Raw genomic sequence first — 23,029 nt, 5'->3', positions numbered from 1 at the left:
CCTGCCGATTCGTTCACCGGTCTCGTGTTCACGCGTGACGACGGTCGGCCGTTGCGGCCGCAGACCCTGCTGGACCGCTTCCGCCACTGGTTCGCCCAGGCGGGGGTTTTGCGGATCACGATGCACGACCTGCGGCACCTCGCGGCGACGCTGACGATCACCGCGGGCGTGCCGTTGACGGTGGTGTCCAAGACGTTGCGGCACTCGACGTTGTCGACCACGGCGAACATCTACGCCCACCCGACCCGTCAGGCCGCCCACGGCGCCGTCGACGCCATCGAGGAGGCCCTCGCCGGTGCCGAGGGAGTGGACGTGGCGAGGCACCCGCCGAATCGGTTGCGACCACATCGCGACCACCCGGCCCGGCTCCGAGATCTGTTCAAACCGCTCTACACGGCGGCGGTGGCGGGCCGATCGCTCGTGAGCCCCAAGGCCGAGCGCCGGTCGTGCGACCACACTGCGACCACCACGCCCCGAGAAGCGGAAAAGGCAGTCCTCCCATCTCTGAGAAGACGACCTCCGACCTGCGTAGACGCTGGTCGGGACGACAGGATTTGAACCTGCGACCCCTTGACGGGGTATCCGCAGGTCAGGGGACCTTTCATGCTTGATACGACGTGCGTTTTCTTTTGCATCGTGCCGCTTCGCGCATGGCGTGTGGTCCACAACTGGTCCACGGAAGAGCCGAGTTTGCGGAGCTGGCGCAGCATGACGGCCTCGGGCACGAGGTGGTGCCACGCGGTGGACGTCAGACGTTGGGTCGGCACCTGTATTCGGTTGTCGAACCTGGCTACGGCGCGGATTCGCGATCGGCTTGGTGCTCAGCTGCGCCAGGCGGCGATCACGTCGTCGGGCCCCCAGTTCAGGCCGATCGGGTCGGTGGGCACGTCGAGAGCGAGGCCGGACAGCGAGACGACCGCCAAGGTGGTGACACCGAGTTCGAATCCGGGGACCTGTGGAGCCGCCCTGGCCAGATCTGCCATGTCATGCCGGTCGAATGGGTTGGCCAGCCACTTGACGGATCCGACCAGGCGCACGTGGCGCGCTACAGGCGCGCGGTCGACGGCCACCAGGTCCACTTCGGGGTCGAAGGTCCGGTTCCACCAACCGCTAACTGCCCCGATGTCGTCCCAGCCCAATGCGCCTTCCCCTGCGGCGAGTTCGAGTGCCTCGCGCACCAGTGGCTCGACGGCTCGTCCGCGCCACGTCGACCAGCGGCGTTCGACGAGGCGGAACGCGCTGGCGGGGCGGCCTCGTCGGACCTGTTCCTGTGCTCCGCGCAGGATCGCGAGGTACAGCCGTAGGTTGCTGTCGTCGACGCGGTACAGGGCGGGTTTGCCCGGTCGGGTCGACAGCGGCTGGTCCATCGCCAGGACCCGTTTCTCCTCGACCAATTTGCGTAGCAGTGGCGACAACGAGCCCGACGGGATAGCCCCGCTGCGGCCCCCGGCAGTCGAGGCGATGTTCGCGTGGGTGCGGTCGCCCCCACCGACCGCCTCGAGGACGCGCCGAGCTTGATCCGGCGCGGGGAACTCGGCCAGGAGGGAGGACTCGGGGATGCCGAAGACCGGCGAAGCTGGGTCGGCGCACTCGGCTTCCAGGAACGCCAGACTCCGCCGAACTCCGCAAAACCATGGGCGTAGGTACATGGCGTCGGGATGCCCGTGTGGAGTCCAGGGGTGCCCGTGCCGTTTCCGGGTCCCCGGAAGTCGAGTAATCTCACATGATTCGTGACAGTCGGTCATCGGTTGCACAGCCCGAACGAGCGTGGACTGCGCCGGTCATCGACAATCGGGGGAGGCCTGAAGATGGCTCGAACGCTCTACAAGGACACGACGGGTGGGGTGGATCATCTCGTTGCCGAGATCCGCCGAGGTGACATCGCGCTACCGGAACTCCAACGCCCATTCGTATGGAAGGCGACCCAGGTCCGCGACCTGTTCGACTCGATGTACAAGGGATTCCCTGTCGGTTCCCTGCTGTTCTGGCTGACCGGCGCCGAACCCGGCGCGCGGCAGATCGGAACCAACATCAAGGACCACGCGCCTCGTGCGCTGGTCGTCGACGGGCAGCAACGGCTCACCGCGCTGTACGCCGTGCTGACGGGCGAACCCGTCCTTCGCGGCGACTACAGCACCGGGCGCATCCGCATCGCCTTCCGGCCGGCCGATGCCACCTTCGCCGTCACCGATGCCGCGATCGAGAAGGACCCGGAATACCTGGCCGACGTCAGCACGCTGTGGCAACCCGGCAATCGCAAGCCCACGATCCGCCGCTTCATCGACGGGTTGACCGAGAAGAGGGAACTCGACCAGGACGAACGCGACCGTTTGGAAACCGCGCTCGAAGAGCTTCACGACCTGAACAAGTCCACCTTCAAGGTGGTCGAACTCGACGCCGACATCGACGAGGAGCAGGTCGCCGAGATCTTCGTCCGGATCAACAGCGAGGGCGTCAAGCTCAATCAGGCCGACTTCATCCTCACGCTGATGTCGGTCTACTGGCCCGCCGGACGCGTCGAGCTGGAGCGGTTCTGCCGCGATGCCCGTGAACCGGTGCTCACCGGTGCGTCGCCGTTCAACTGGTACATCAGGCCCGAGGCGGATCAGCTGCTGCGTGTCACCACGACGCTCGCGCTGCGTCGGGCAGTGCTCAAACAGGTGTATACGATCCTGCGAGGGCGCGACCCCGAGACGGGCAAGCCGTCCGCAGACCTCAGGAAGGTGCGGTTCGCCGGGCTCCAAGCAGCCCAAGAGCGCGTACTCGACCTGACCAACTGGCACGAATTCCTTCAGTGTCTGGAACGCGCCGGGTACCGCGGTAGCAAGATGATCTCGTCGGACAACGCCGTGCTCTTCAGTTACCTCATGTGGCTCATCGGGCGCGTCGACCATCAGGTTCCGCTGGATCGACTGCGAGAGAGCATCGCGCGGTGGTTCTTCATGGCCCAACTGACGAGCCGCTACTCGGGATCCTTCGAGACTCGGGTGGAACAGGATCTCAATCGGCTGCACGCCGTACCCAGCGGTGACGCCGCCGCATATCTGGCGGTTCTGGACCGAACCGTCGAGGCCACGTTCACCCCGGACTTCTGGAGCATCACACTGCCCAACAGTCTGGAGGCATCCGGCGCGAAGTCGCCCGCGCAACTCGCCTACGTCGCAGCGCTCAACGTGCTGGACGCCGAGCCGTTGCTGTCCACGACGAGGGTGCGCAGCCGCATGGACCCGGCGGTGCTCACCAAGAAGGGCATCGAGCGCCATCACCTCTTTCCGAGGAACCACCTGAAGAAGACCGGCGTCAACGACACCCAGCGGATCAACCAGGTCGCCAACATGGCACTCGTCGAATGGCACGACAACATCGAGATCTCCGATCGTCCGCCGGCCGACTACTGGCCGAGCGAACTCGCCTCGACAGCGATGACGCCGGAGCGCTTGGCGCGCCACATGTACTGGCACGCCCTGCCACAAGGGTGGGAGTCGATGAGCTACGACGATTTCCTGCCGGCTCGTCGGACGCTGATCGCCGAGGTCGTACGCGACGCGTACGCGCGACTGCGCGAACCGAACTACGCCCCCACCTATCCGACGGTATCGGCGACGAACCCTCCACAGGAGAGGTGGATTCGCCTCGGCGACCTGATCGACGCGGGACTGCTCACACCACCGACGAGGCTCACGCCCGCACGTGACGGCCAGGGCGTCGAAGCGGTGGTTGACGCCCGCGGCCGGATCACCCTCGACGGCGAGGAGTTCGACTCCCCGTCACCGGCCGCCTCGCGGAGCGCCGGCGTCAGCACGAACGGGTGGCTCTACTGGAACGCACACCTGGACGACGGACCGGTACTGCTCGACGAACTGCGCAGCGAGTACCGACGCAAGCGGTCCTGACGGGTCGAAGTCCGGCCGTCCCGATGCAAAAGTCGTCGCAATGGTGGTATCGCCCGAGAAGCTGACCATGGCTGACACGATCAGCTGGCGAAACGTCACCGGGCTCGCGTCGGCACGTTTGGGTGGCGGGTCTCGATGAGACCGGGGACGTGCCGGTGGTTGTTGTGCTGGGGGAGCGTGGAAGCGGCAAGACCGTGGCCTTGGAGCAGGAACGAGACCGTCTGGATGCTGCCGGGGTGCCGAACACCTACGTCCATTTGGGCAGGGACGCATTCGACTGAGGTGCCCTTGACCTTCCCGAGGACGGTTCGTGTCCGGATGCTGGAGCAGCACGCGATGTCGGTCGTTTTCGGAGCCACGCATGGTGAACGTGCCCACCGGAATAGAAGCCTCGGAGCCGTGGATCATCGGCGCTCCGCGGTGCCGGCGCGCATCCGAGATGCCTGATGCTCGTGGAGGAGCCGAAGGCGTAGCGTGGAACCTGTGCGATGTCGTGGCGCACTTGACCGGCGGTCAAATGGCTTACCGCGAGACAGCTCTTTGAAGGCGAACAGTGATGAAGTATGACCGGAAGGTGTCGGTGCCGAGTCTCTTATGCTATCAAAGCGGGAATTCGTGTCGCCGTGAAATTCGGCCGGAGGTGCGCCGGGGTCGCAATTGGTCCACGGATGGTCCATGGCGACCCGGGATCAACCCGTGCGCTCGTGTGGTGGCCTGAACCAGCAAGAGGCGTTGACCTGGGCTTTTGCCCCTGTCAACGCCTCTTGAACACCGTCGGGACGACAGGATTTGAACCTGCGACCCCTTGACCCCCCCCAGTCAAGGAGATGGGGCATTTTCGCAGGTCAGGGGCTTTTCGCTGCTCGATGTGACGTTCACTTTTCGCTATATCGTGCCGTATTGCGTGTAGCGTGTGGTCCCCAAATGGTCCCCAGCGTGTGGGAGTTCAGCAGCTTTGAAGCTGACCGTGCTCAGCGGTTGGAGGGCTTGTTTGCTCCGAGGGAGCCAGGGTTCAAGACTCTCGGTTGACGTGGCACCGCCGAAGCCTGCCCACGCCCGTGCTGCTGCAGTGCGGCGCAATCGAGTCCATCCATCGGTTCGTTGCGGCATGATGCAGGCTTGTGCCGCGGCAGTTCCCCGGCACGTGGAACCGTATTCGAGGCGGGTGGATGTTCGCTCGGTATGACCACCGGCAGCGCGATGTCGAGCTGGTGATGGGTTCTCTGCACGGTGATCCGCGGCAGCTCGGTGTGCTCGTCGCCTTCGGGCGTCAGCTGCGTGAGGACCTTGTGACGGGCTTGCGCGAGGTCATCGCGACGGGCGTGTGGACGGAGGACTGGCACGTGCGGGCGGAAGCTGCGCAGTGGCGCGGCAATCCCCGTTTTCGCCGCTTCCTCGAGGTCGATCTGGAGGATCGACGAAATCGTGGTCCCAAGGCCGAGCACTTGTAGACCGCTCTCATTCCTTCCCTTGAGACGGGCACGGCGCTGCGGAGACTGTCCGACGCCGACTGTCCGCAGCACTGCCGTGCCGACCACGTCGGGTCGGACTTCTCCGTGATGTCCGAGCAGCGAACTGCCGAGTATCGGGAGGCGCTGTTCGGTTGGTACGCCGCCATCCGATACGCACACCGGACTCTGGTCCGCAGCGCCGACTGGTATGCGGACAACCCCACGTGCTCCGAGCAGTTCGACACCTTCGGTGCCATGCTGGCGCCGCCCGCATCTCGGCAGACATGGTCGGGCGACCAGTCGGCGGACGCTTGGCGGGAGCTCTTGCTGATGATGAATGCCTGGAGCCCTTACACCCTGGAGGCGCTGTCCGAGATCCTGCCGGGGTCGGCGGAGACGCCGATGTTCCGAGGCTGGGGTTCCGGGTTCGAACCGGCGGGACGCGACGAGGCGCACGCCGTCGCTTCGGCTCTGGCGCGAGTGCTCACCCCCGATGAGCGCGACCACGTCCTTGCGCAGGTTGCCAGGATCGGCGAGTGCGACGATGCCATCGCCGGCGCGGGATATGTCGAGACTCTCGTGGACGACTCCCGGCCGTGCACCAGCAACGTGCACGAAACGTTTGGTGACTCGACTGCCGAGCGCCGCGAATGCGCCCGCGCCCGGGCAACGGTGATGCGGGTGGCCCCACGGGATGACCGTAAGGACAGGCGCGAGCACGTTGCCCGAGCCTCCGTGCTCCTCCTGGGTTCGCGGAGAGACCGCATGCGCCACCTGGTCGCGCACGTGCGCAAGCAACTTGCCACGGAGGTATTGGACGACCTGCCGGTGCATTGTCGAGAGCATGCGGCAGAACTCGCGGACGTGCGGAAACAGTGCGGGTTCGACGAGCACAAGACAGCAGAGCTTGCGGGAATCTCCGTGGCAACGTTGCAGCGGCTGGAGAACGGTCGCACGAAGACCACACCCGGCAAAGCTTCTTGTCTCGGATACCTGACGCTCCTCGCGGCAGCGTCGCTCGAAGCGGGTCGGGCACACGAGTGCGTGCCGGCGGTGCTCAGCTCCGCCGTAGCGACGAGTGGGTTCGTCATGGAGTAGCCACAGGTTCGCGACCTCGCGCTCTCGATCTGCAGCGAAGCTCCCGTCTCTTGGCCGTCCTCACCACCTGGCTGAGCTCGCGGCTGCGTTCCCACAGGTCGGAGAACGCCCGCACGACGGGCGCCGGGGAAGGGCGCACCGGCCGGCGCAGCGCCTCCATGGTGCTGCCCACGAGAGCCTGCGCCCGGGACGGGTCCTCGCCGCTCGGACCGTCGAACAGCTCGTGGAAGACGAAGAACCAGCTCATCAGGTCCACGCCCAGGTCGAGGTCCGCCCCGGACGCGTCGGGGTAGAAACGCGCCGCCAACTCCGCGTACCGCGCGCGCTCGTGTCTGCGCACGGCTTCCTCGTCGGCCAACAGGCCGTGGAGGAGCGGCCAGGCGAGATGTCGTTCCGTGGCCCGATCGACATCGGGGCTGATCCGGCACGGGAACGGGATGTGGAGATCGATTCCTCTGGGCACGGCTCCCTCGTTGACGGTCGAGAGGACGGCCCGGCACGGTGCTCGCCGGGAAGGGCTCACGGACGGTGGGGGGTTGCTCGTGATACGACGGGCGGTCGAAGGCCCGCGGCCACGCTCACCTGGCCGGCTCCGGGTCCACTGTCACGCTATGAAGCCGACTGGCATGGGTCCAACGACAGTTGGGCATACACCCCATGCGCAAACGTCATGCCGCGCCCCCGTCCGGCGCACCTCCGTACGAGCCGCCCGGCCGACGGCCCCACCTCACGGATCGGGGACGGTGTCCTCTCCGAGGGCCGCGGCTCGCAAGGCGGCGGCGAGCCGGACGACCGGATCGACCGGCTGCCCCGGGAGTCGGGCCAGGAGCAGGCGGCGTGTTTCCTGCGGGCCGCCGCGCACCGGCAGGATGCGCACGCCGGACGGCGCGGCGGGAGCCAACGCGGAGGGCACGGTGGTGATTCCGCAGCCGGCGGCGACGAGGTGCAGTTTCGCCAGCCAGTCCCGGGCGGTGTGCGCGATCTCGGGGCGTTCGTCCAGGCCGGGCCACACCCCCATGAGCCGGTCCGCGCCGGATGGTGAACCGCCGATCCATCGTTGTCCGCGCAGGTCGGCCGCGTCGACGAACTCCCCGCGCGCCAGCGGATGCGCGGCGGGTACGGCCAGGCACAGGGCGCGCTCGGTGAGCGTGCGCACCACCAGGGGCGGGGACTCGGCGTCCGGTGCGCGAAACGGCGGCGCCGAGGACAACAGGGCGAGGTCGATGCTGCCCGCCCGCAGGGCGCGCACCAGCGCCGGGGTGCCACCCTCGCGGCTGACGACCCGCACGCCCGGATCGCTGTGCCGCAGCGCGACCAGCGCGCGCGGCACCAGGGTGGTACCGGCGGTGGGCACCCAGCCCAGCCGCACGGTGCCGCCCGGCCCGGGCAGCCCGGACAGTTCGCGGGCGGTCGCGTCGATCTCGTCGAGCACGACCGTCGCGCGCCGCATGACCAGGCGCCCCGTCGCGGTGAGCCGTACGCCGTCGCGTCGCCGCTCCAGCAGTTCCCCGCCCGCCACCCGCTCGATCGCCGCGATCTGCCGGGACACCGCCGACTGGGTGTAACCCAGCGACGCCGCCGCCGCGGTGAAGGTTCCCTGCTCGGCGACCGCGCGGAAGACGCGCAGCGCCGTCAGCGACACATCCGTGAAGTCCATGATGTTTACGCATACCACGCTTGCGTTACTTTCGTTGGACGCACGACGCCAGGGTTCCTACCGTCGAGGTGTGAACGCTTCCCGCATCGCCCTCGTCACCGGCGCCAACCAGGGGCTGGGCCGGGCCCTGACCGAAGGGCTCGCCGCCCGTACGAACCCCGGCGACCTGGTCCTGCTCACCGGCCGCGACCACCGGCGCGTCACGGACGCCGCCCGCGAGGTCGCCCGCCTGTCCGACACCCGCGCCCGGGTCGAGGGCCGGGTCCTGGACGTCACCGACACCGACGCGATCGCCCGCCTCGCCGACGAACTCCAAGACCGCCACGGCGGCGTCGACATCGTCGTCTCCAACGCGGTCGCCCGCCTGCTGCCGCACGAATCACAGGCCGAACGCGCCGACGAGTTCATCGACGTCGCCAACACCGCCACCCATGCCGTCCTGCGCTCCTTCGCCCCCGTCCTGCGCCCCGGCGGCCGGTTGCTGGTGATCGCCAGCAGCCTCGGCACCCTTGGCCACCTCGACCCTCGGCTGCGCCCGCGGTTCGACGGCGCGACCCTCGACCAGGTCGAATACGCCATCGAATCCTGGCGCGCCGCCATCCACCACGGCACGGCCGCCGAGGACGGCTGGCCGGTGTGGCTGAACGTACCGTCGAAGGTGGCCCAGGTGGCAGCCGTCCGCGCAGTCGCTGCCGACCGGCGCGAGCGCGATCTGGCCGCCGACACCCTGATCGCCTCCGTCTGCCCCGGCATGGTCGACACCGCGACCTCCCGACCGTGGTTCGACGACTACAGCCAGGCCCGGTCACCCGCCGAGGCCGCCGAGGCGGTGCTCGACCTGATCCTCGCCGACCACGTCGACCCCGCCCTCTACGGCGAACTGGTCCGCTTCGGCAAGGCGTTGGACTGGCACTCCGGCACACCGCCGACTGAGCAGGACCGCGTGCTCACCCCCTGACCACAGCGCAACCGCACGTTCTCGAAACCCCAGGAGATCCCCCATGAACGCCATCACCACCCCGTTCGGATTCGGCACCACCGCCGCCGAGACAGTGGACGGGATCGACCTCACCGGCCGCCGCGCCGTCGTCACCGGCGGCTCCTCCGGACTGGGCGCGGAGACGGCCCGCGCCCTGGCCTTCACCGGCGCGCATGTCACCCTCGCGGTCCGGGATCCGGCGGCGGGCGAACGCGTCGCCAAGGAGATCACCGCCTCCACGGGGAACCACGAGGTGCGCGTCGCACCCCTCGACCTGACCGACCTCGCGTCGATCGCCGCGTTCGTCGACGCCTGGCAGGGACCGCTGCACATCCTGGTCAACAACGCCGGCGTCATGGCCTGCCCCGAGCAGTACACCGAACAGGGCTGGGAATGGCAGTTCGCCACCAACCACCTGGGCCACTTCGCCCTCGCCACCGGCTTGCACCACGCGCTGGCCGCCGACGGCAACGCCCGCGTGGTGGTGGTGAGTTCCACCGGCCATCAGCAGTCGCCGATCGTGTGGGACGACATCAACTTCGCCTTCCGCCCCTACGACCCCTGGCTCGCCTACGGCCAGTCCAAGACCGCCAACGCCCTCTTCGCGGTCGAGGCGACCCGCGCCTGGGCCGACGACAACATCACCGCCAACGCACTCATGCCCGGCGCCATCTACACCAACCTGCAACGCCACACCGGCGGCCGAGGCAGCGGTCGCGTCCCCGCCGAACTGATCAAGACCGTCGAACAGGGCGCCGCGACCTCCGTACTCCTCGCGACCTCACCGCTCCTCGAAGGCGTCGGGGGCCGCTACTTCGTCGACTGCAACGAGACCGAGATCGTCGACCGCCGCTCCGGCACCCTGCACGGCGTCGCCCGCTACGCCGTCGACCCGGTCGGCGCACGCCGCCTGTGGGACCTCTCACGCGACCTGCTCGCACAGGCACGCTGACACCGCCGCTGTCCGGGAGACCGAGATCGAGGGCCACCGAGACGAAGGGTGGCCAAGGCGCCCGGCCGCCGCGGCCCGCGAAGACCGACACCGTCCGCGCGGCTGCGTGGCAGGCGGCTCCGTCACCGCCCTCGCCCGCGACCATGCGGTCAACCGTGGCGCCATCCGCACGGCCACCGCCGGCCCTGGGCCCGAAGGCCCGGTCGTGTCGGCCGGGGCGGCGCGATCATGTTCGGCTCCAGGGACAGGAGTTGCCGCCGGGGCGCGCCGTGCGTCCCGAACTCGTCTGCCACGGTGTCGAATCGGCCCAGCCGGCATGATCGGTGGGCGCCCCTTCGGGGAGCCTTGTTCGCGGCACCGACGCAGGGCAGGGCGGATCCCATGAGAGTCACCATCGTCGGCGGCGGCATCGCCGGGCCGACCTGCGCCCTGAGCCTGCGCGCCGCCGGGCTGTGGCCTCGGGTGAGCGAGGCCGCCCGGACCATTGAGGCGGTCGGTGTGGGGATCAACCTGCTGCCGCACGCCGTCCGTGAACTCGCCGAACTCGGTCTGGCCGAGGAACTGGCGGCCGTCGCGCTGCCCCCGCACCGCTTGCGGTATCACGACCGTGCGGGCGCACCGGTGTGGGAGGAGCCGGTCGGGCTCGCGGCCGGCTACCGGTGGCCGCAGTACTCCGTGCACCGGGGCCGGCTGCACGTGCTGCTCCTGGCGGCGGTGTGCGAACGCCTGGGGCCGGACGCGGTCCGTACCGGCCGCTCGTTCCGACGCTTCGAGCAGACGGCGTCCGGCGTCCGGGCGCACTTCCCGGACCGCACGAGCGGCGAGTCGATCGTCGAGGACGCGGACGCGCTGGTCGGCGCGGACGGCATCCACTCCGCGGTCCGGGCCCAACTCCACCCGAACGAGGGCCCCGTGCACCGCAACGGCGTGCACATGTGGCGCGCCGTCGCACGGTCTCCGCACATCCTGGACGGCCGTTCGATCGTGGTGGCGGGCGGTACCCCCGGCGCGATGTCCGGGATCCCGCCCTCGGCCGAGTGGTGTGATGCCCGGACCACGGTCTCTGCGCTGGTGGCCGTCACGACCGTCACGACTCTCGATTGAAGAAATCGAATGCTCGAGCCGGCGCCCCGGGCGTCGTCCCAGCCGACTGCATCAGGACCGAGATGCCTACTGATCCGGAGGGGGTAGCCGACCGAGGCGTATCGCCCCGCGTCGAAGGAGATCGACGGCCCGTCCAAGGACATGGCGGCGATGAAGCAGCAACTTGCGCGGATCGAGGCGTTGTTGCAGAGGTTCCTGGGCAGGTCGTCGAGCTGCACGCCCGATTCGCCTGGGGCACCGTCGTGGGCATGGTCGCCGAGCACGACTTCGTTCGGGTTCACGGTCGCGGTTGTCTTTCCCCTGGTCGCATTCGGCGGTGGGCCGCCCGGAATCTCGTACCACGCGAGCCGCGCACCGCATCGGTCAGACAACCCGAATTCGCGGGCGCCCGACGGCACAGTCATCGGACTGGGCCGTCCGGGGCGGTTTTGCGGTAGGGCTGCACCGGCGTACTGCGGGGTCGTGCCTGTGTGAGGGCGTTGTGGAGGGCACCGGGATCGTCCGCGTGGAGTCTGATCACGGTGACGAGGCGGGGTGCGCCGAGGAATCCGGGGGCGGTGAGCGGGGTGGTCAGTTCGAGGGTGAGGGAGGTTTGCGAGGCGATGGGGAGGTTCAGTTCGTTGTCCCTCTTCTCGTGGGTGAAGCGTGTCTCGCGGCGGATGGCGGCGATGTGGTCGAGGGGGACGTGGATGTCGACGTGGGCCGCCTGGCGAACGCGCAGGGCTCCGTTCACGAGGACGTGGGGTCGGGTGACGGCGGCGGCCTGCATGCCGAGGACGAACAGGACGGTGTAGACGTCCACGGCCAGGAGGACGTAGTGGACGACCGGTGGCCCGGGGAGGAGGTAGGACACGGCGACGGTCTCGACGATGCAGGCGAAGGCCAGGCAGTACACCGTCAGGGCCTGGTCGCGGGCGTGGGTGAAGATCGCGTCGGCGCCCTCGACGCCGTGCGGTCGGCGGGTGACCCAGCGGATCAGGCTTTCCCAGACGCGTCGCTCGTGCGCCACGATCCGCCGGACCGGTTCGGGCACGATCCTCGTGAGCACTCCCCGGGTGGGGGCGGCGGACGAGGCCGTGGTCGTCGGGGCATTCGCTGTGGTCATGGGTGTCCCTGTCGTCGTTGCCTCACGAGTGCGAGCGCGCCTCGGATGACTGCTGCCTGGGCCGGTGCGAGATCCGCGAAGAACGCGTCCGCCACGGCGTCGGCGTGGTCGTCGGTGCCGAGCGTCGCCACCTCGTCGGACAGCAGGGCGGCCAGTGACGCTGCCGCCGGCGGTACGCGCGGATCGTCCGGGGGCGCGTCGGTGAGGGCGTCCAGCAGGCGGTACACCTCCGCGGCCTGCTCCCGCATCCCGTCCAGCATCGCCATCAGTCGGATCCGCTTCTCATCCGGGAGGGCGACGTCGAACAGGACGAGGTGTTCCCGGTCCTTCGCCGCCATCGGCGAGTCGGGCACTTCGCCGAGATCGGCCAGCAGGGCGGTGAGCTCCGGTGACAACGGCCCCTCGGCGGGGAGCCGGCCGGCTCGGGCCTGGGCCAGGAGCGAGGCGAGCCGGGACCGCCGCTCCAGGATGATCGTCTCCTGTCGTGCGAGGTCGTCGTCCAGCTCCTCCAGGACCTCCACCAGCTCCCGGCCGGCGTCGTCCGTGATGACGTCCCGCACTTCGTCGAGCCCGAGTCCGAGCTCGGTCAGCCGCCGGATCCGTGCGAGCAGTACGGCCTCCCGAAGGCCGTACTCGCGATACCCGTTGGCGCGCCGTGCGGGCTCGGGCAGCAGCCCGAGATGGTGATAGTGCCGCACGGCTCGCGGAGTGATCCCGACGAGCGCGGCGAGTTCGCCGATTCGCATGACACCAGTGAAAACCATGACGCTGCGACAAGGTCAAGGTCGGCTCGCACGGCGACCTCGACGCCGCCCACGTGATGCCGACGGAGACTTCATCGCCACGATCCCCGGCAGCAACGAACCCCGGCGCGGCCGGGAGAACCGGTGTGCGGGTCCTCCCGGGGCGGGTCGAGGGGGAAATAAACGATCGCCCGACGCAGCCGCACCGCCTCGGTTCGCGGAAGGCCGGCGTCACCATCGGCCGCCGGCGACAGTCAAGGCGTGGCTCCGGGGCCGCCGTGCTGCCCCGGGGTCTGTCGGATGAGCAGGGGACGTCGCGCGCACCCACGACGTCTCTGCGGCGCATGTCATGGGTGGTGGGGGCCGCCCAGGGCGTCGCGGAGGCCGGCGCGGGAGGTGACGCCGAGTTTGGGGAACGCCTGGTAGAGATGGGTGGAGACAGTACGCGGAGACAAGAACAACCGTTCCGCGATCTGCTTGTTGGACAGCCCGACCGCGGCCAGACGTACGATCTCCCGCTGCTGTGGCGTCAGTAGGGCCGCCTCGGTGCGGGGGACCGAACTGCCGCACCCGCGCAGTTCGTGGTTCGCGCGTCGGGCCCACGGGTGGGCGCCGAGTCGTCGGAAGGTGTCGGCCGCGGTGCCGAGATGCCGGCGTGCCTGCTTGGCGGCGTGGCCACGCCGGAGCCGTTCGCCGTGGTAGAGGTGGATGCGGGCCAGGTCGAAGGGCCATCGGCCGGCTCCCTCGACGGCGAGGGTGTCGTCGAATCCGGGATGTCGGATGTCGTCGGCGGCCAGGGCCGCGGCGGCGAGCAGGATCATGCGCAGGCGTGGCGACACGGCGTCGAGGGTGGCGTCCCGGGCCGCCGCGACGTGGTCGAGTGCTCGGTCGCGGCGGCCGGTGCGCACGGCGGCCTCCACCAGGTCCATGACCGTCCACAACGCGTGTGGGACGAATTTCGGGAGCGTTCCGGACAGGGCGACGAGGGTCGCCTGCCGGTACGCCTCCTCGAAGTCGCCCCGGCCCAGCGCTGCCAGGGCCCTGGTGTGGGCGGCGTACGTGCGTACCGCGTCGGCGCGTCGGGGGCCGGCCCGCTGCTCCAGCCGATCGGTGAGCCCGCGTACCGAGGCGTCGTCCCCGCAGGCCGCGGCGACGCAGGCCAGGAGGAAGTTTCCCGGGCAGGCGAGCATGGGGTAGTGGTACTGGTCGCACAGGTCCAGGCCTTCGAGGCACACCTCACGCAGGTCGGCCCACTGCCCGGTCATCCAGGCGTGGTTGCCGAGCAGGAACAGGGCGTCGATGGCCGGTGGGATGTTCTCGCCGCGACGGCCGGCGGCCACGACGCGGTGGAGGGCTTCCGTACACCCGCCGAGACGGTCCACGTACGCACCCGCGATGGCGACGCGGACGATGTGCACCGGGTCGGACTCGTATGCCAGCCTCGCGACGGCCGCGTCCAACCCGGCCAATTCGGTCGGGCCCGTACGCGCCGGGTCGGCGAATGCACTGCGCGTCGTCGTCAATACGTCGGGTACGACGGGGAATCGTGCCAAGGCGGCGTCGGGCCGCGGCACGTCGCAGCGCGTGGAGGTCGCCGGTACCGTCCAGGGCGGCCAGCAGGAGCAGGTGGCGGGTGGGTGCGGGCAGCCCGGTGACGCGCGAGGCGAACGCCGCCTGGAGCCTCCGGCTGAGCGGAAGGCGCTCGGGCAGTGCTTCGGACGCGGTTGCGGCCCGGTGAGCGCGACCGGGAGCTCCAGCAGGGCCGGCGGGTTTCCCTGGGACTCGGCCATCAGGCGCCGCCGGACCCGGGGCGCCAGGGCCGGGAAGCGGCGCACCAGCAACTCCTCGGACGCGGCATTGCCGAGCGGAGCCACGTCGTGCACGGGCAGGCCGCCGTGGTCGAAGAAGCCGCCCGCGTCCGGTCTGCCGGCGCAGAGCATCCGGGCGCCGCCCTCGGCGATCCGGCGGGCGACCGCACTCATGACCGTGGCGCCGGCCGGGTCCAGCCACTGCACGTCGTCCACGACCAGCAGCGTCGGGCCTTGGCCCGACGGCCGGCGGATCACCGCCAGAACGGCCGCGGCCACGCCTTCGTGCTCGGGCCCGGACCGTCCTCCCGGCCCAGCGCCACCGCGAGGGCGCCGGCGACGGCCGGGGACGCGGGGGCGGCGGTAGCGGCCTCGACGAGTCGGCCCAGACCGCCGTAGCTCACCCGCGCCTCGTACTCGACCCCGGCGGTCGCGACGACGCGCACGCCACGCCGTTCGGCCCGCGTCGCGGCGGCGGCCGGCAGCGCGGTCTTGCCGACGCCGGGATCCCCGAGCAGCACGAGTGGGCCGCCCCGCACGCCGCCGGCCAGGGCGCGGTCGATCCGGGCCGGATCCGTGTCGCGCCCGATCAGCCGATCGTCGGGCGTCCGGGCCGCAACCGGACCCGATCCCGCCGCGATGTCCGTCGCGTGGTCCGGGGGTTCCCGATCGCCCGCGCATCAACGCTCCTTCGTCACGAACGCGGCCACCTCGGCCGCGAATCGCTCGGGTTCCTCCAGATGGCCGAAGTGCCCGCTGTGATCCAGGATCACCAGGCGCGACCGGGGAATCAGCGTGTGCAGTTCCTCCGCCCAGCGCACCCCGCAGACGACGTCGTGGCGTCCGACGACGACCAGCGCCGGTACGGTCAGCGTCCCCAGCGCCGCGCGGTCGTCGACGACGTCCGGTTCGCCGGACGCGTCCAGCCCCGAGATGTAACCGGCCCGCAGGGACGCGCGCAGGGCGTCCCAGCGCGGCATGTCCGACCAGTAGTCCGCCACGTAGGCCGGCACCACACCCCGGGCGGCGGCCACCATGGACGCGTCGTCTTCGATCTCCGCGGCCGAGGCGAACGCCGCCATTACCGCTGGCAGTTCGGGCCGCTCGGCGTTCCTCGCCGCGAACTCCCCGACCGCGCGCATCGCCTCCTCCACGTGCTCGGGGCCGGTCACCGGCGCGCTCTCGAACAGCACGATTCCCGCGAGCCGTTCGGGCCGGCGCAGGGCGTGGAACTGGGCGACGAACCCGCCGTGCGAGTGACCGAGCAGGTGTACGCGCGGCACGGCCAGGTGGTCGATCAGCGCGGCCAGGTGCCGGCTGTACAGGGCGCGGGTGTAGCCGTGCGGATGGGTGGGCAGTCGGCCCGAGCCCCCCGTGCCGACCGGCTCGACGTACACCACGGTCAAGAACTCCTCCAGCGCCGATGCGCGCAGGTACTCCCACACGATCCCCGGTCCGCCGGGATGCGCCACGCACACCGGTCCCGTGCCGTGGACGTGGTAGCGAAGGACGATGCCCTCCACCTCGAGGGTGTGGACGCCTTCGGACAAGGGGCCGGTGGCGGATGAGATCACAGGTGCTCCCGATCGTGACGGTGGAATGGACTTACCGACAGGATGCGCTGGAGGAGCGGAAGTTCGAATCACAGCGTATGACCTGGGTCACATCGTGGCCGACGACTCGCGCTCTTCCGCGATCCGGGCCGTGCGCGGGTCGGCCGCGGTCTTGTTCCCGACCACCCGCGACGGGGTCGACGCGGACCGCATCGGCGCGCTCGGGACACACCGAGGGCGCGCCACCCGCGCTCGGCCGGGGTGGCGCTCCTCGTACCGGCTGTGGCGTCGATACCAGTGATCCCCTGGCCCACGGGATCACTGGTATCGACTCCCCGGCCTTGATATGCATGGCCCACATCCGCGTCGCGGGACCGTTTTCGCGACCGCACACGGTTGGTGATCCGTCGCCACGGAGGCGCAGACATGATGCCCACGACCTCGCCCACCGACGAGGCACTCACCCGCCGGGCGCAGGCGGGTGAGACCGGCGCCCTCGGCCTGCTCCTGGCCCGGCACCAGGCGACGATGCGCGCGGTGGCGATCGGCGTGCTCGGGTACGGCCCCGCCGCGGACGACGCCGTCCAGGACGCCGCACTGACCGCCCTGCGGCGGATCGGCGATGTTCGCGAACCCGCCGCGGCGGGGGCGTGGTTGCGTGCCGTCGTGCGCAATCACGCCCGCATGCGCCTTCGATCCGACCGGGAGACTCCCGGCCTGGATGGCCTGGAACACCTGCTCCTGCGCGACGACGAAACGTCGCACCCCGAGCGGGTCATCGAACGACACGCCATGCGCGACTGGATCTGGGGCGCGGTCGAGCAACTGCCGCCCAAACTGCGACTCGTGCTGATGTTGCGGCACTTCAGCGGCATCAGCTCCTACCGGGATATCGCCGACGCCTGCGACGTGCCGGTAGGTACGGTTCGCAGCCGGCTCGGTCAGGCCCGCGAGAAGATGGCCGGCGTCCTGCTCGCGACCGCCGAACAGGCCCACGGCGACGCGTCCGCCCTGACGGAGGAGAGCGGACACGAGGCGGTCGCGACCCTGGCGGCGTCCGAACAGGGCACCCCGCTGCCCCGCGAGATCGCCGAGTTCTGGCCGGCGGAATCCGCGATGGTGGGCCGGCTCGGCCGACCGGGCGAGCACGTGCACCCCGTCCCGGTCCTCCAGCGCATGATGGGTATCGGTGTACGCCAACACCTGCGCCACGTGGTCGCCGGTCGCGACATCACCATCTGGGAGATGGACGTCACCAATCCGCCGGAGAAGATCGACCCCTGTCCACCGACACTCGTCTGGCTGATGACCCGCCGGAATCGCAAGGTGCAACAACTGCGCGTGGTCTTCCCCGCACAGACCCCATCGACCTGAAACGCGGTATCGCCCGACGGCGCACAACCCCGTCGTCGTCCGTGCGGGCGACCCGCGCCGGCCCGCGACCGTCACGCGTCCGGGTGCGCGGGCCCGGACGCATGCCGCGAGCGTGTCAGCGTGTGTCGGTCGCGGCTTGTTCGATGAGGCGTTCCACGGTGTCCGGGTGGCTGATCATCACGACGTGGGAGGCGCCGGGGACCTCGACGACGCGTCGGGCGTTCGCGCGCTGGTACTCCCAGCGTTCGACGGCCGGTGGGATGGCCTTGTCGGCTCCGGCGACCACGCCGTAGGACGGGATGGTGCGCCACGCGGCGGGCCCGGTCCTGTCGGTGAACGCGGAGACGGCGAACGGGCGTTGCCCGGCGGCCATGAGTCGGGTCTCCTTGCGCGGGACGTCGGCGGCGAATACGTCGTGGAATCGGTCGGCGCGGATGTACTGGTCGGTCCCGGTGGTGCCGTCGGCGTTGGTGTAGGGCACCAGGTTCAGCGCGGGCTGGATCTCGCTGCCGGGGTGGCGGGTGATCAACTCGCCGAGGGTTTCGCCCTGGTCGGGCATGAAGGCCGCGACGTAGACCAGCGCCTTGACGTTCGGGTTGCCTGCGGCGGCGTTGGTGATGACGGCGCCGCCGTAGGAGTGGCCGACGAGGACGATCGGGCCCCGGATCGAGCGGAGCACGCTCGCGATGTAGGTGGCGTCGGTGGGGATGCCGCGCAGCGGGTTGGCCGGGGCGATGACGGGATACCCGTTCTTCTGGAGCCGGGATATGACGCCGTTCCAGTTGGACGCGTCGGCGAAGCCGCCGTGTACGAGGACGACGGTCGGCTTGGGAGCGTGATCGCCGTGGCGCTCGTCGTCCGCGGCCGAGGCCGTCGGGGCGAGGCCGGCGAAGGTCGCGGCGCCGGCCAGGGTCACCGCGGCCGCGGCAAGTGCGATTCTTCGGTTCTTGCGCGAGGACTTCATGTGTTCTCCTCCGACGGTGATGGAACGTTCCGGGGCGCTCGACACCCGCCGGGCGCCCCGGCGGGTGGTCGGCGGGCTCTCGGGGGATGCGGACGGGGCGCGGCTCAGCCGGCGGCCCGCTTGATCAGGTCGGCGACGGCGGCCGGCTGCGAGACGTACACGGCGTGGCTGCCGGGGACCTCCACGGCGTGGGCGCCGATGCGTTCGGCCATGGCGTGCTGGGCGGGCGGGGGGATCATGTGGTCGTCGGTGGCGACGAGATACCACGAGGGCTTGGTGCGCCACGCGGGCCGGGACACCGCGCCGCCGGCCGCGTCCACTCCCCAGGGCGCCTGCGAGTCGGCCATGAACTCCGCCTGCGCGAGGGGCAGATCCCCGGCGAACGCCGCGGCGAACCGGTCCCGGTCCAGGAGCAGGTATCCGTCGACGGGCGGCAGGATCGGCGGGACGGAGGCGCCGGGCGGCGGGTCGGCGATCAGGGTGTTCACCGACTCGCTCTTGTCGGGGGCGAAGGCGGCGATGTAGACGAGCGCCGTCACCTTCTCGTGGTTGCCGGCCTCGGTGATCACCACGCCGCCGTAGGAGTGGCCGACCAGGATCACCGGCCCCGGCCGCGCGTCGATCACGCGGCGGGTCGCGGCCACGTCGTCGTCCAGCGAGATGGTGGGGTTCTGCACGACGGCCACGTCGTAGCCGTCGGCCTTGAGCGCCTCGTATACCCCCTGCCATCCGGATCCGTCCACGAACCCCCTCCGTGCACGAGCACCACACTCGCGCGCGGCGTGTTGTCACTCATCGTTTCCTCCACGGTGCCCGGGGCCTGGATAGGGCCCTCGGCGAGCACTGTAGGAACGCCACGGATCGGGCCGCGCCCGTCAAATGACGTAGTTTCCACCGAGATTCCGCCGCAGGTCGGGCGGGACGGGGCGGCGCCCGGGTTCGGCGGTGTCGGCGACGTGGGCGCCGGCGGGGAACCGGTGTCCACGCACCGCGCCGCTCAGTAGAGTCTCGGCGTGCCGGGTTTGATGTGGGTGTGGGGCGGACGGCTCGTGGGGCGTGCGCGTGAACTCGGCGTGTTGTACGACTTCGTCGACGCCGCGGCGAGCGACGGCGGTGCCCTGCTCGTCGTCGGCGAGGCGGGTGTGGGCAAGACGTCGGTCGTCGACGCCGCGGCCGCGCACGCCGCGACGCTCGGTACGCGTGTGTTGCGCGGGTCCGGCGTCGAGTTCGAGGCGGAGGTGAGCTTCGCCGGCCTGCACCAGTTGGTCGCTCCGCTGGTCGCCGAACTGGCCGTGCTGCCACCCGACGCCAGACGCGCGATCGAGGTGGCCGTGGGCCTTGCCGAAGGTCTCGCGCCGAGGCGGCTCACGCTGACGAACGCGCTGCTCGCCCTGCTGTCCGAAGCCGCCGGCCCGGACTCCGTGCTGGTGGTGGTGGACGACCTGCAATGGCTCGACCGCGCGAGCGCCACCCTGTTCGGCATCCTCGCGCGGCGCCTGGGCGGCTCGCGGATCGGCCTGCTCGGCGTCGTCCGGACCGGTGAGGGCGGCGTGTTCGAGGACGCCGGGCTCGCGGAGATCGCCATCGGACCGCTCGGCGACGACGACGCCGCGACACTCCTCACCGAGGCATTCCCGAAGCTGCCGCCACGCGCCGCCCGGCAGGTGATCACCGAAGCGCAGGGCAACCCCTTGGCACTGATCGAACTCCCGGCACCCCTGGGCCCGATCGCCACCGAAGCTCCGCACGACCGCACACCGGTCGGCCGACGCCTGCGGTCGACGTTCGCGCGGCGCATCGAGGGGCTTCCCGCCGAGACCCGCGCCCGGTTGCTCCTGGCCGCGCTCGACGGAACCGGCGCGCCGTTCCCGGCGACGTCCGTCGGCGAGCTCCAACCCGCCGAGCGTGCCCGGCTGATCCGCGTCGACCCGGTCACCCGGGACATCCGCTTCCGGCATCCGCTCACCCGCTCCGCCGTCGTCGGGCTGTCGACCGAGGACGAACGACGCCGGGCACATCGACGTTTGGCCGAACGACACCCGGCCGACTCCGAGCGGCGCGCACGACATCTCGCGGAGGCGACGTCGGCGCCGGACGAGAAGATCGCGCAACTCCTCGAACAGGCCGCGCAGAAGACGAAGGGGCGCGGCGATCCGATCGGCGCCATCGCCCTGTTGCTGCGTGCGGCCGAGCTGAGCCCGGAACCCGACGACCATCACCGCCGCGCCATGTTCGCGACCTACCTCGGTGCCGACGTCACCGGAGACCTCACCGACCCGCGGGCGCTCGTCGCCGAACGCGGCGGACAGGGCCACACGGTCGCGACCGCCGTCGCCGCCGCCGCGTACATGCTCAACAGCGGTGGCGATACCGACACCATCCACCGGCTGCTGCTGGGCGCGCTGCGCGGCGTCGACCGGCCGATCGGAACCTGGGACACCCAGCTGACCGAGATCGTCTACGTCCTCCAGGCGAACTGCGCCTTCGGATCCCGCGCCGAATTGACGGACGACTACCGGGCGGCCCTCGACCGGCTCGGCGTCGAGCCCCCGCGCATCCTGAGCCTACTCGGCGGTACCTTCCTCGAACCCACACGACGGGCGGGGCCGTTGCTCCCGCCACTCGACGAGGCGATAGCCGGCATCGGCGAGCAGACCGACCACGCCCACACGGCACGTCTGGGCATAGCGGCGCTGTACGTGGACCGGATCCCCGGCTGCCGCGACGCGCTGTGGCGGGTGGTCGAGCACGGCCGCGCGGGTGGTGCGGTCGCGGCGGCGATCAAGGCGCTCGTACTCCTGGGGTTCGACGGCGTGCTGAACGGCGACTGGAACGGCGTGCAACAGTTGACCGAAGAGGGACTCGCCGTCACGACCCGGCACCACTACCGACTGCTCGGCGGCTGCCTGCGGTACGACCGCGCGATGGTCGCCGCCGCCCGCGGCGATCGCGAGAGCGTCCGGAGCATCGCCGACGACCTGACCGCCTGGGCAGCACCCAACCGCATCGGCTTCGTACTCCAGCTCGCCACCCACGCGAGGGCCGTCGATGCGTTGAGCAACGGGGAGTTCGAGACCGCCTACCGCCACGCGGTCGAGATCTGCGCACCGGGGACCGTGCCCGCCCACAAACCCGCGGCGCTGTGGGTGCTGCTGGACCTCGTCGAAGCGGCGGTCCGCTCCGGGCGGACGGCGGAGGCGCGCGCACATGTCGCCGACATCCACCGCTCCGGTATCGCCGGCCTCTCGCCCCGGCTCGCCATGATCACGGCCGGCGCGACGGGAATGGCCGCCCCCGCCGCGTCGTTCCGCGAGGCGTTCGACACCGCGCTCGCCACTCCCGGTGCAAGCCGCTGGCCGTTCGCCCAGGCCCGGATCCGGCTCGCCTACGCCGAACGCCTGCGCCGGGCAAGGTCCGCCGCCGAGTCCCGGCACCAACTCACCAACGCCCTCGACACCTTCGAACGCCTCGGCGCCACCCCATGGGCGGCTCGGGCCCGCGCCGAACTCCGCGCGAGCGGCACACCGACCACCCACCCGGCCACGGGGCCCACTGCCCCGCTCACTCCGCAGGAGCGTGAGATCGCCACACTCGCCGCAGCCGGCCTCACCAACAAGCAGATCGGCGAACGCCTCTACCTGTCTCCCCGCACGGTGAGCTCCCACCTGTACAACCTGTTCCCCAAACTCGGCATCACCTCCCGAGCCGCGCTCCGCGACGCCCTCGAAGGGTTGCCGCGATGACGGCGGCGCCACCCGCTTCGTGCGACCGCGCGCCCGGCGCGGTCCCGACGTCGCGCACGTCTATTGTCGAACGGCCGCTTGACGTACCGGTCCCGGAGCGACATGCCGAAGGTGGTGGGGGTGGGTCGCCGTCGCAGCGCCCCCGGACGAACGAGGCGAGAGAGGCCCTGCGTTGAAGGTGATCCTGTTCGGAGCGTCCGGCATGGTCGGCCAAGGGGTGCTCCGCGCCTGCCTGGAGCACCCCGAGGTGGCCGAAGTGCTCGCCGTCGCGCGGCGTCCGCTCGGCCGTACGGCGATAGTTGGCCGGCTCCCTTCGTAACGTCCCAGGCCACGGAACTGCTGTGCAGCGGTACCTGGCTGATGTGGTCAGAGATGGATGGCCATTCGGGTCCTATGTGCGCGGCTGCGCGGGACGGGACAGGTGTGGGGGCCTGCGGGGACGCCACGGCCGCCGGCCTCGTCGAAGGCGTGGATCGGACGGCCCGTACCGGCCGCGGTTCCGGCGGGCGCGCCCGGGCCGATCCGCATCGGGTACGTGCGCACGTCCCTGGGCGGGCGGGAACTCGCGAGGTGTCGAGCGCGTGGTGCCGTCGGGCCGGTGCCGT

At 70.5% G+C, this 23,029-nt stretch carries 18 protein-coding genes and 1 pseudogene; 9 read left to right on the top strand and 10 right to left on the bottom strand.

Features of this window, described 5'->3' with window-relative positions; translation table 11 throughout:
* Positions 1-24: 24 nt before the first annotated feature.
* Positions 25-558, top strand: a complete 534-nt coding sequence (locus ACMXN5_RS03975) for a tyrosine-type recombinase/integrase (RefSeq protein WP_391581919.1) — start codon at positions 25-27, stop codon at positions 556-558.
* Between the two features lie 263 nt (positions 559-821).
* Here the strand turns inward: ACMXN5_RS03975 and ACMXN5_RS03970 are convergent, their stop codons facing one another.
* Positions 822-1,649: a hypothetical protein gene (locus tag ACMXN5_RS03970; protein WP_439674011.1), complete on the bottom strand. Its 828-nt coding sequence runs from the start codon at positions 1,647-1,649 to the stop codon at positions 822-824.
* A 159-nt stretch (positions 1,650-1,808) separates the two neighbouring features.
* On the opposite strand from ACMXN5_RS03970, the gene ACMXN5_RS03965 reads away from it, so the two are divergent.
* From ACMXN5_RS03965 to ACMXN5_RS03955, 3 genes are all read left to right on the top strand, one after another.
* Entirely contained in the window at positions 1,809-3,893 is a 2,085-nt protein-coding gene (locus ACMXN5_RS03965) for a GmrSD restriction endonuclease domain-containing protein (RefSeq protein WP_439674010.1), read from the top strand.
* A 1,169-nt stretch (positions 3,894-5,062) separates the two neighbouring features.
* Complete coding sequence (locus ACMXN5_RS03960) at positions 5,063-5,344, top strand: hypothetical protein (RefSeq protein WP_439674009.1); 282 nt, start codon at positions 5,063-5,065, stop codon at positions 5,342-5,344.
* 108 nt (positions 5,345-5,452) lie between these two features.
* The gene (locus ACMXN5_RS03955) at positions 5,453-6,442 is read left to right on the top strand and encodes a helix-turn-helix domain-containing protein (protein WP_439674008.1); all 990 of its coding nucleotides are present in this window, start codon (positions 5,453-5,455) and stop codon (positions 6,440-6,442) included.
* Here ACMXN5_RS03955 and ACMXN5_RS03950 read toward each other — a convergent pair.
* Both ACMXN5_RS03950 and ACMXN5_RS03945 read right to left on the bottom strand, forming a co-directional pair.
* Entirely contained in the window at positions 6,432-6,905 is a 474-nt protein-coding gene (locus tag ACMXN5_RS03950; RefSeq protein WP_439674007.1) for a hypothetical protein, read from the bottom strand. The genes ACMXN5_RS03955 and ACMXN5_RS03950 overlap by 11 nt on opposite strands.
* A 264-nt stretch (positions 6,906-7,169) precedes the next feature.
* Complete coding sequence (locus ACMXN5_RS03945) at positions 7,170-8,099, bottom strand: LysR family transcriptional regulator (RefSeq protein ID WP_439674006.1); 930 nt, start codon at positions 8,097-8,099, stop codon at positions 7,170-7,172.
* Between the two features lie 70 nt (positions 8,100-8,169).
* Between ACMXN5_RS03945 and ACMXN5_RS03940 the strand changes: the two genes are divergently transcribed.
* From ACMXN5_RS03940 to ACMXN5_RS03930, 3 genes are all read left to right on the top strand, one after another.
* Positions 8,170-9,057 (top strand): SDR family NAD(P)-dependent oxidoreductase, encoded by an 888-nt coding sequence (locus ACMXN5_RS03940; protein ID WP_439674005.1) that lies wholly within the window; start codon positions 8,170-8,172, stop codon positions 9,055-9,057.
* Positions 9,058-9,100: 43 nt separating this feature from the next.
* Positions 9,101-10,030, top strand: a complete 930-nt coding sequence (locus ACMXN5_RS03935) for an SDR family NAD(P)-dependent oxidoreductase (RefSeq protein WP_439674004.1) — start codon at positions 9,101-9,103, stop codon at positions 10,028-10,030.
* A 381-nt stretch (positions 10,031-10,411) separates the two neighbouring features.
* Positions 10,412-11,134 (top strand): FAD-dependent monooxygenase, encoded by a 723-nt coding sequence (locus ACMXN5_RS03930; RefSeq protein WP_439674003.1) that lies wholly within the window; start codon positions 10,412-10,414, stop codon positions 11,132-11,134.
* 400 nt (positions 11,135-11,534) lie between these two features.
* Here the strand turns inward: ACMXN5_RS03930 and ACMXN5_RS03925 are convergent, their stop codons facing one another.
* The 5 genes from ACMXN5_RS03925 to ACMXN5_RS03905 all read right to left on the bottom strand — a co-directional run bounded on the left by ACMXN5_RS03925 (position 11,535) and on the right by ACMXN5_RS03905 (position 16,364).
* Positions 11,535-12,239 carry a hypothetical protein gene (locus ACMXN5_RS03925; protein ID WP_439674002.1) on the bottom strand — a complete coding sequence of 235 codons (705 nt, stop codon included), beginning with the start codon at positions 12,237-12,239 and terminating at the stop codon, positions 11,535-11,537.
* Positions 12,236-12,985, bottom strand: a complete 750-nt coding sequence (locus tag ACMXN5_RS03920; RefSeq protein WP_439674001.1) for a MerR family transcriptional regulator — start codon at positions 12,983-12,985, stop codon at positions 12,236-12,238. The genes ACMXN5_RS03925 and ACMXN5_RS03920 overlap by 4 nt, the downstream gene beginning before the upstream one ends.
* 344 nt (positions 12,986-13,329) lie before the next feature.
* Positions 13,330-15,069, bottom strand: a complete 1,740-nt coding sequence (locus ACMXN5_RS03915; RefSeq protein WP_439674000.1) for a LuxR C-terminal-related transcriptional regulator — start codon at positions 15,067-15,069, stop codon at positions 13,330-13,332.
* Positions 15,045-15,380: an AAA family ATPase gene (locus tag ACMXN5_RS03910; protein ID WP_439677941.1), complete on the bottom strand. Its 336-nt coding sequence runs from the start codon at positions 15,378-15,380 to the stop codon at positions 15,045-15,047. Before ACMXN5_RS03910 ends, ACMXN5_RS03915 begins: the two co-directional genes overlap by 25 nt.
* Before the next feature lie 90 nt (positions 15,381-15,470).
* Positions 15,471-16,364, bottom strand: coding sequence for an alpha/beta fold hydrolase (locus ACMXN5_RS03905; RefSeq protein ID WP_439673999.1), 894 nt, complete (start codon positions 16,362-16,364; stop codon positions 15,471-15,473).
* A gap of 405 nt (positions 16,365-16,769) precedes the next feature.
* Here ACMXN5_RS03905 and ACMXN5_RS03900 point away from each other — a divergent pair, with 405 nt between their 5' ends.
* Positions 16,770-17,717, top strand: coding sequence for an RNA polymerase sigma factor (locus tag ACMXN5_RS03900; protein ID WP_439673998.1), 948 nt, complete (start codon positions 16,770-16,772; stop codon positions 17,715-17,717).
* Positions 17,718-17,832: 115 nt separating this feature from the next.
* Here the strand turns inward: ACMXN5_RS03900 and ACMXN5_RS03895 are convergent, their stop codons facing one another.
* Both ACMXN5_RS03895 and ACMXN5_RS03890 read right to left on the bottom strand, forming a co-directional pair.
* On the bottom strand, positions 17,833-18,681 hold the full coding sequence (locus tag ACMXN5_RS03895) for an alpha/beta fold hydrolase (protein WP_439673997.1): 849 nt from the start codon (positions 18,679-18,681) through the stop codon (positions 17,833-17,835).
* 104 nt (positions 18,682-18,785) lie between these two features.
* Positions 18,786-19,477: pseudogene (locus ACMXN5_RS03890) on the bottom strand (alpha/beta fold hydrolase).
* Positions 19,478-19,694: 217 nt separating this feature from the next.
* Between ACMXN5_RS03890 and ACMXN5_RS03885 the strand changes: the two are divergent.
* Positions 19,695-22,424 carry a helix-turn-helix transcriptional regulator gene (locus ACMXN5_RS03885; protein ID WP_439673996.1) on the top strand — a complete coding sequence of 910 codons (2,730 nt, stop codon included), beginning with the start codon at positions 19,695-19,697 and terminating at the stop codon, positions 22,422-22,424.
* The last annotated feature ends 605 nt before the right edge of the window (positions 22,425-23,029 follow it).

The organism is Embleya australiensis (assembly GCF_051903075.1).
Classification (GTDB): Bacteria; Actinomycetota; Actinomycetes; order Streptomycetales; family Streptomycetaceae; genus Embleya.
This window is presented reverse-complemented; position numbering and strand designations above follow the sequence as displayed.

Excerpts from the sequence above, each read along its gene's own strand:
- ACMXN5_RS03970 (WP_439674011.1), bottom strand. The coding sequence starts at position 1,649 with ATGTACCTACGCCCATGGTTTTGCGGAGTTCGGCGGAGTCTGGCGTTC.
- ACMXN5_RS03965 (WP_439674010.1), top strand. The coding sequence starts at position 1,809 with ATGGCTCGAACGCTCTACAAGGACACGACGGGTGGGGTGGATCATCTC.
- ACMXN5_RS03960 (WP_439674009.1), top strand. The coding sequence starts at position 5,063 with ATGTTCGCTCGGTATGACCACCGGCAGCGCGATGTCGAGCTGGTGATG.
- ACMXN5_RS03955 (WP_439674008.1), top strand. The coding sequence starts at position 5,453 with ATGTCCGAGCAGCGAACTGCCGAGTATCGGGAGGCGCTGTTCGGTTGG.
- ACMXN5_RS03945 (WP_439674006.1), bottom strand. The coding sequence starts at position 8,099 with ATGGACTTCACGGATGTGTCGCTGACGGCGCTGCGCGTCTTCCGCGCG.
- ACMXN5_RS03935 (WP_439674004.1), top strand. The coding sequence starts at position 9,101 with ATGAACGCCATCACCACCCCGTTCGGATTCGGCACCACCGCCGCCGAG.
- ACMXN5_RS03930 (WP_439674003.1), top strand. The coding sequence starts at position 10,412 with ATGAGAGTCACCATCGTCGGCGGCGGCATCGCCGGGCCGACCTGCGCC.
- ACMXN5_RS03925 (WP_439674002.1), bottom strand. The coding sequence starts at position 12,239 with ATGACCACAGCGAATGCCCCGACGACCACGGCCTCGTCCGCCGCCCCC.
- ACMXN5_RS03920 (WP_439674001.1), bottom strand. The coding sequence starts at position 12,985 with ATGCGAATCGGCGAACTCGCCGCGCTCGTCGGGATCACTCCGCGAGCC.
- ACMXN5_RS03900 (WP_439673998.1), top strand. The coding sequence starts at position 16,770 with ATGATGCCCACGACCTCGCCCACCGACGAGGCACTCACCCGCCGGGCG.
- ACMXN5_RS03895 (WP_439673997.1), bottom strand. The coding sequence starts at position 18,681 with ATGAAGTCCTCGCGCAAGAACCGAAGAATCGCACTTGCCGCGGCCGCG.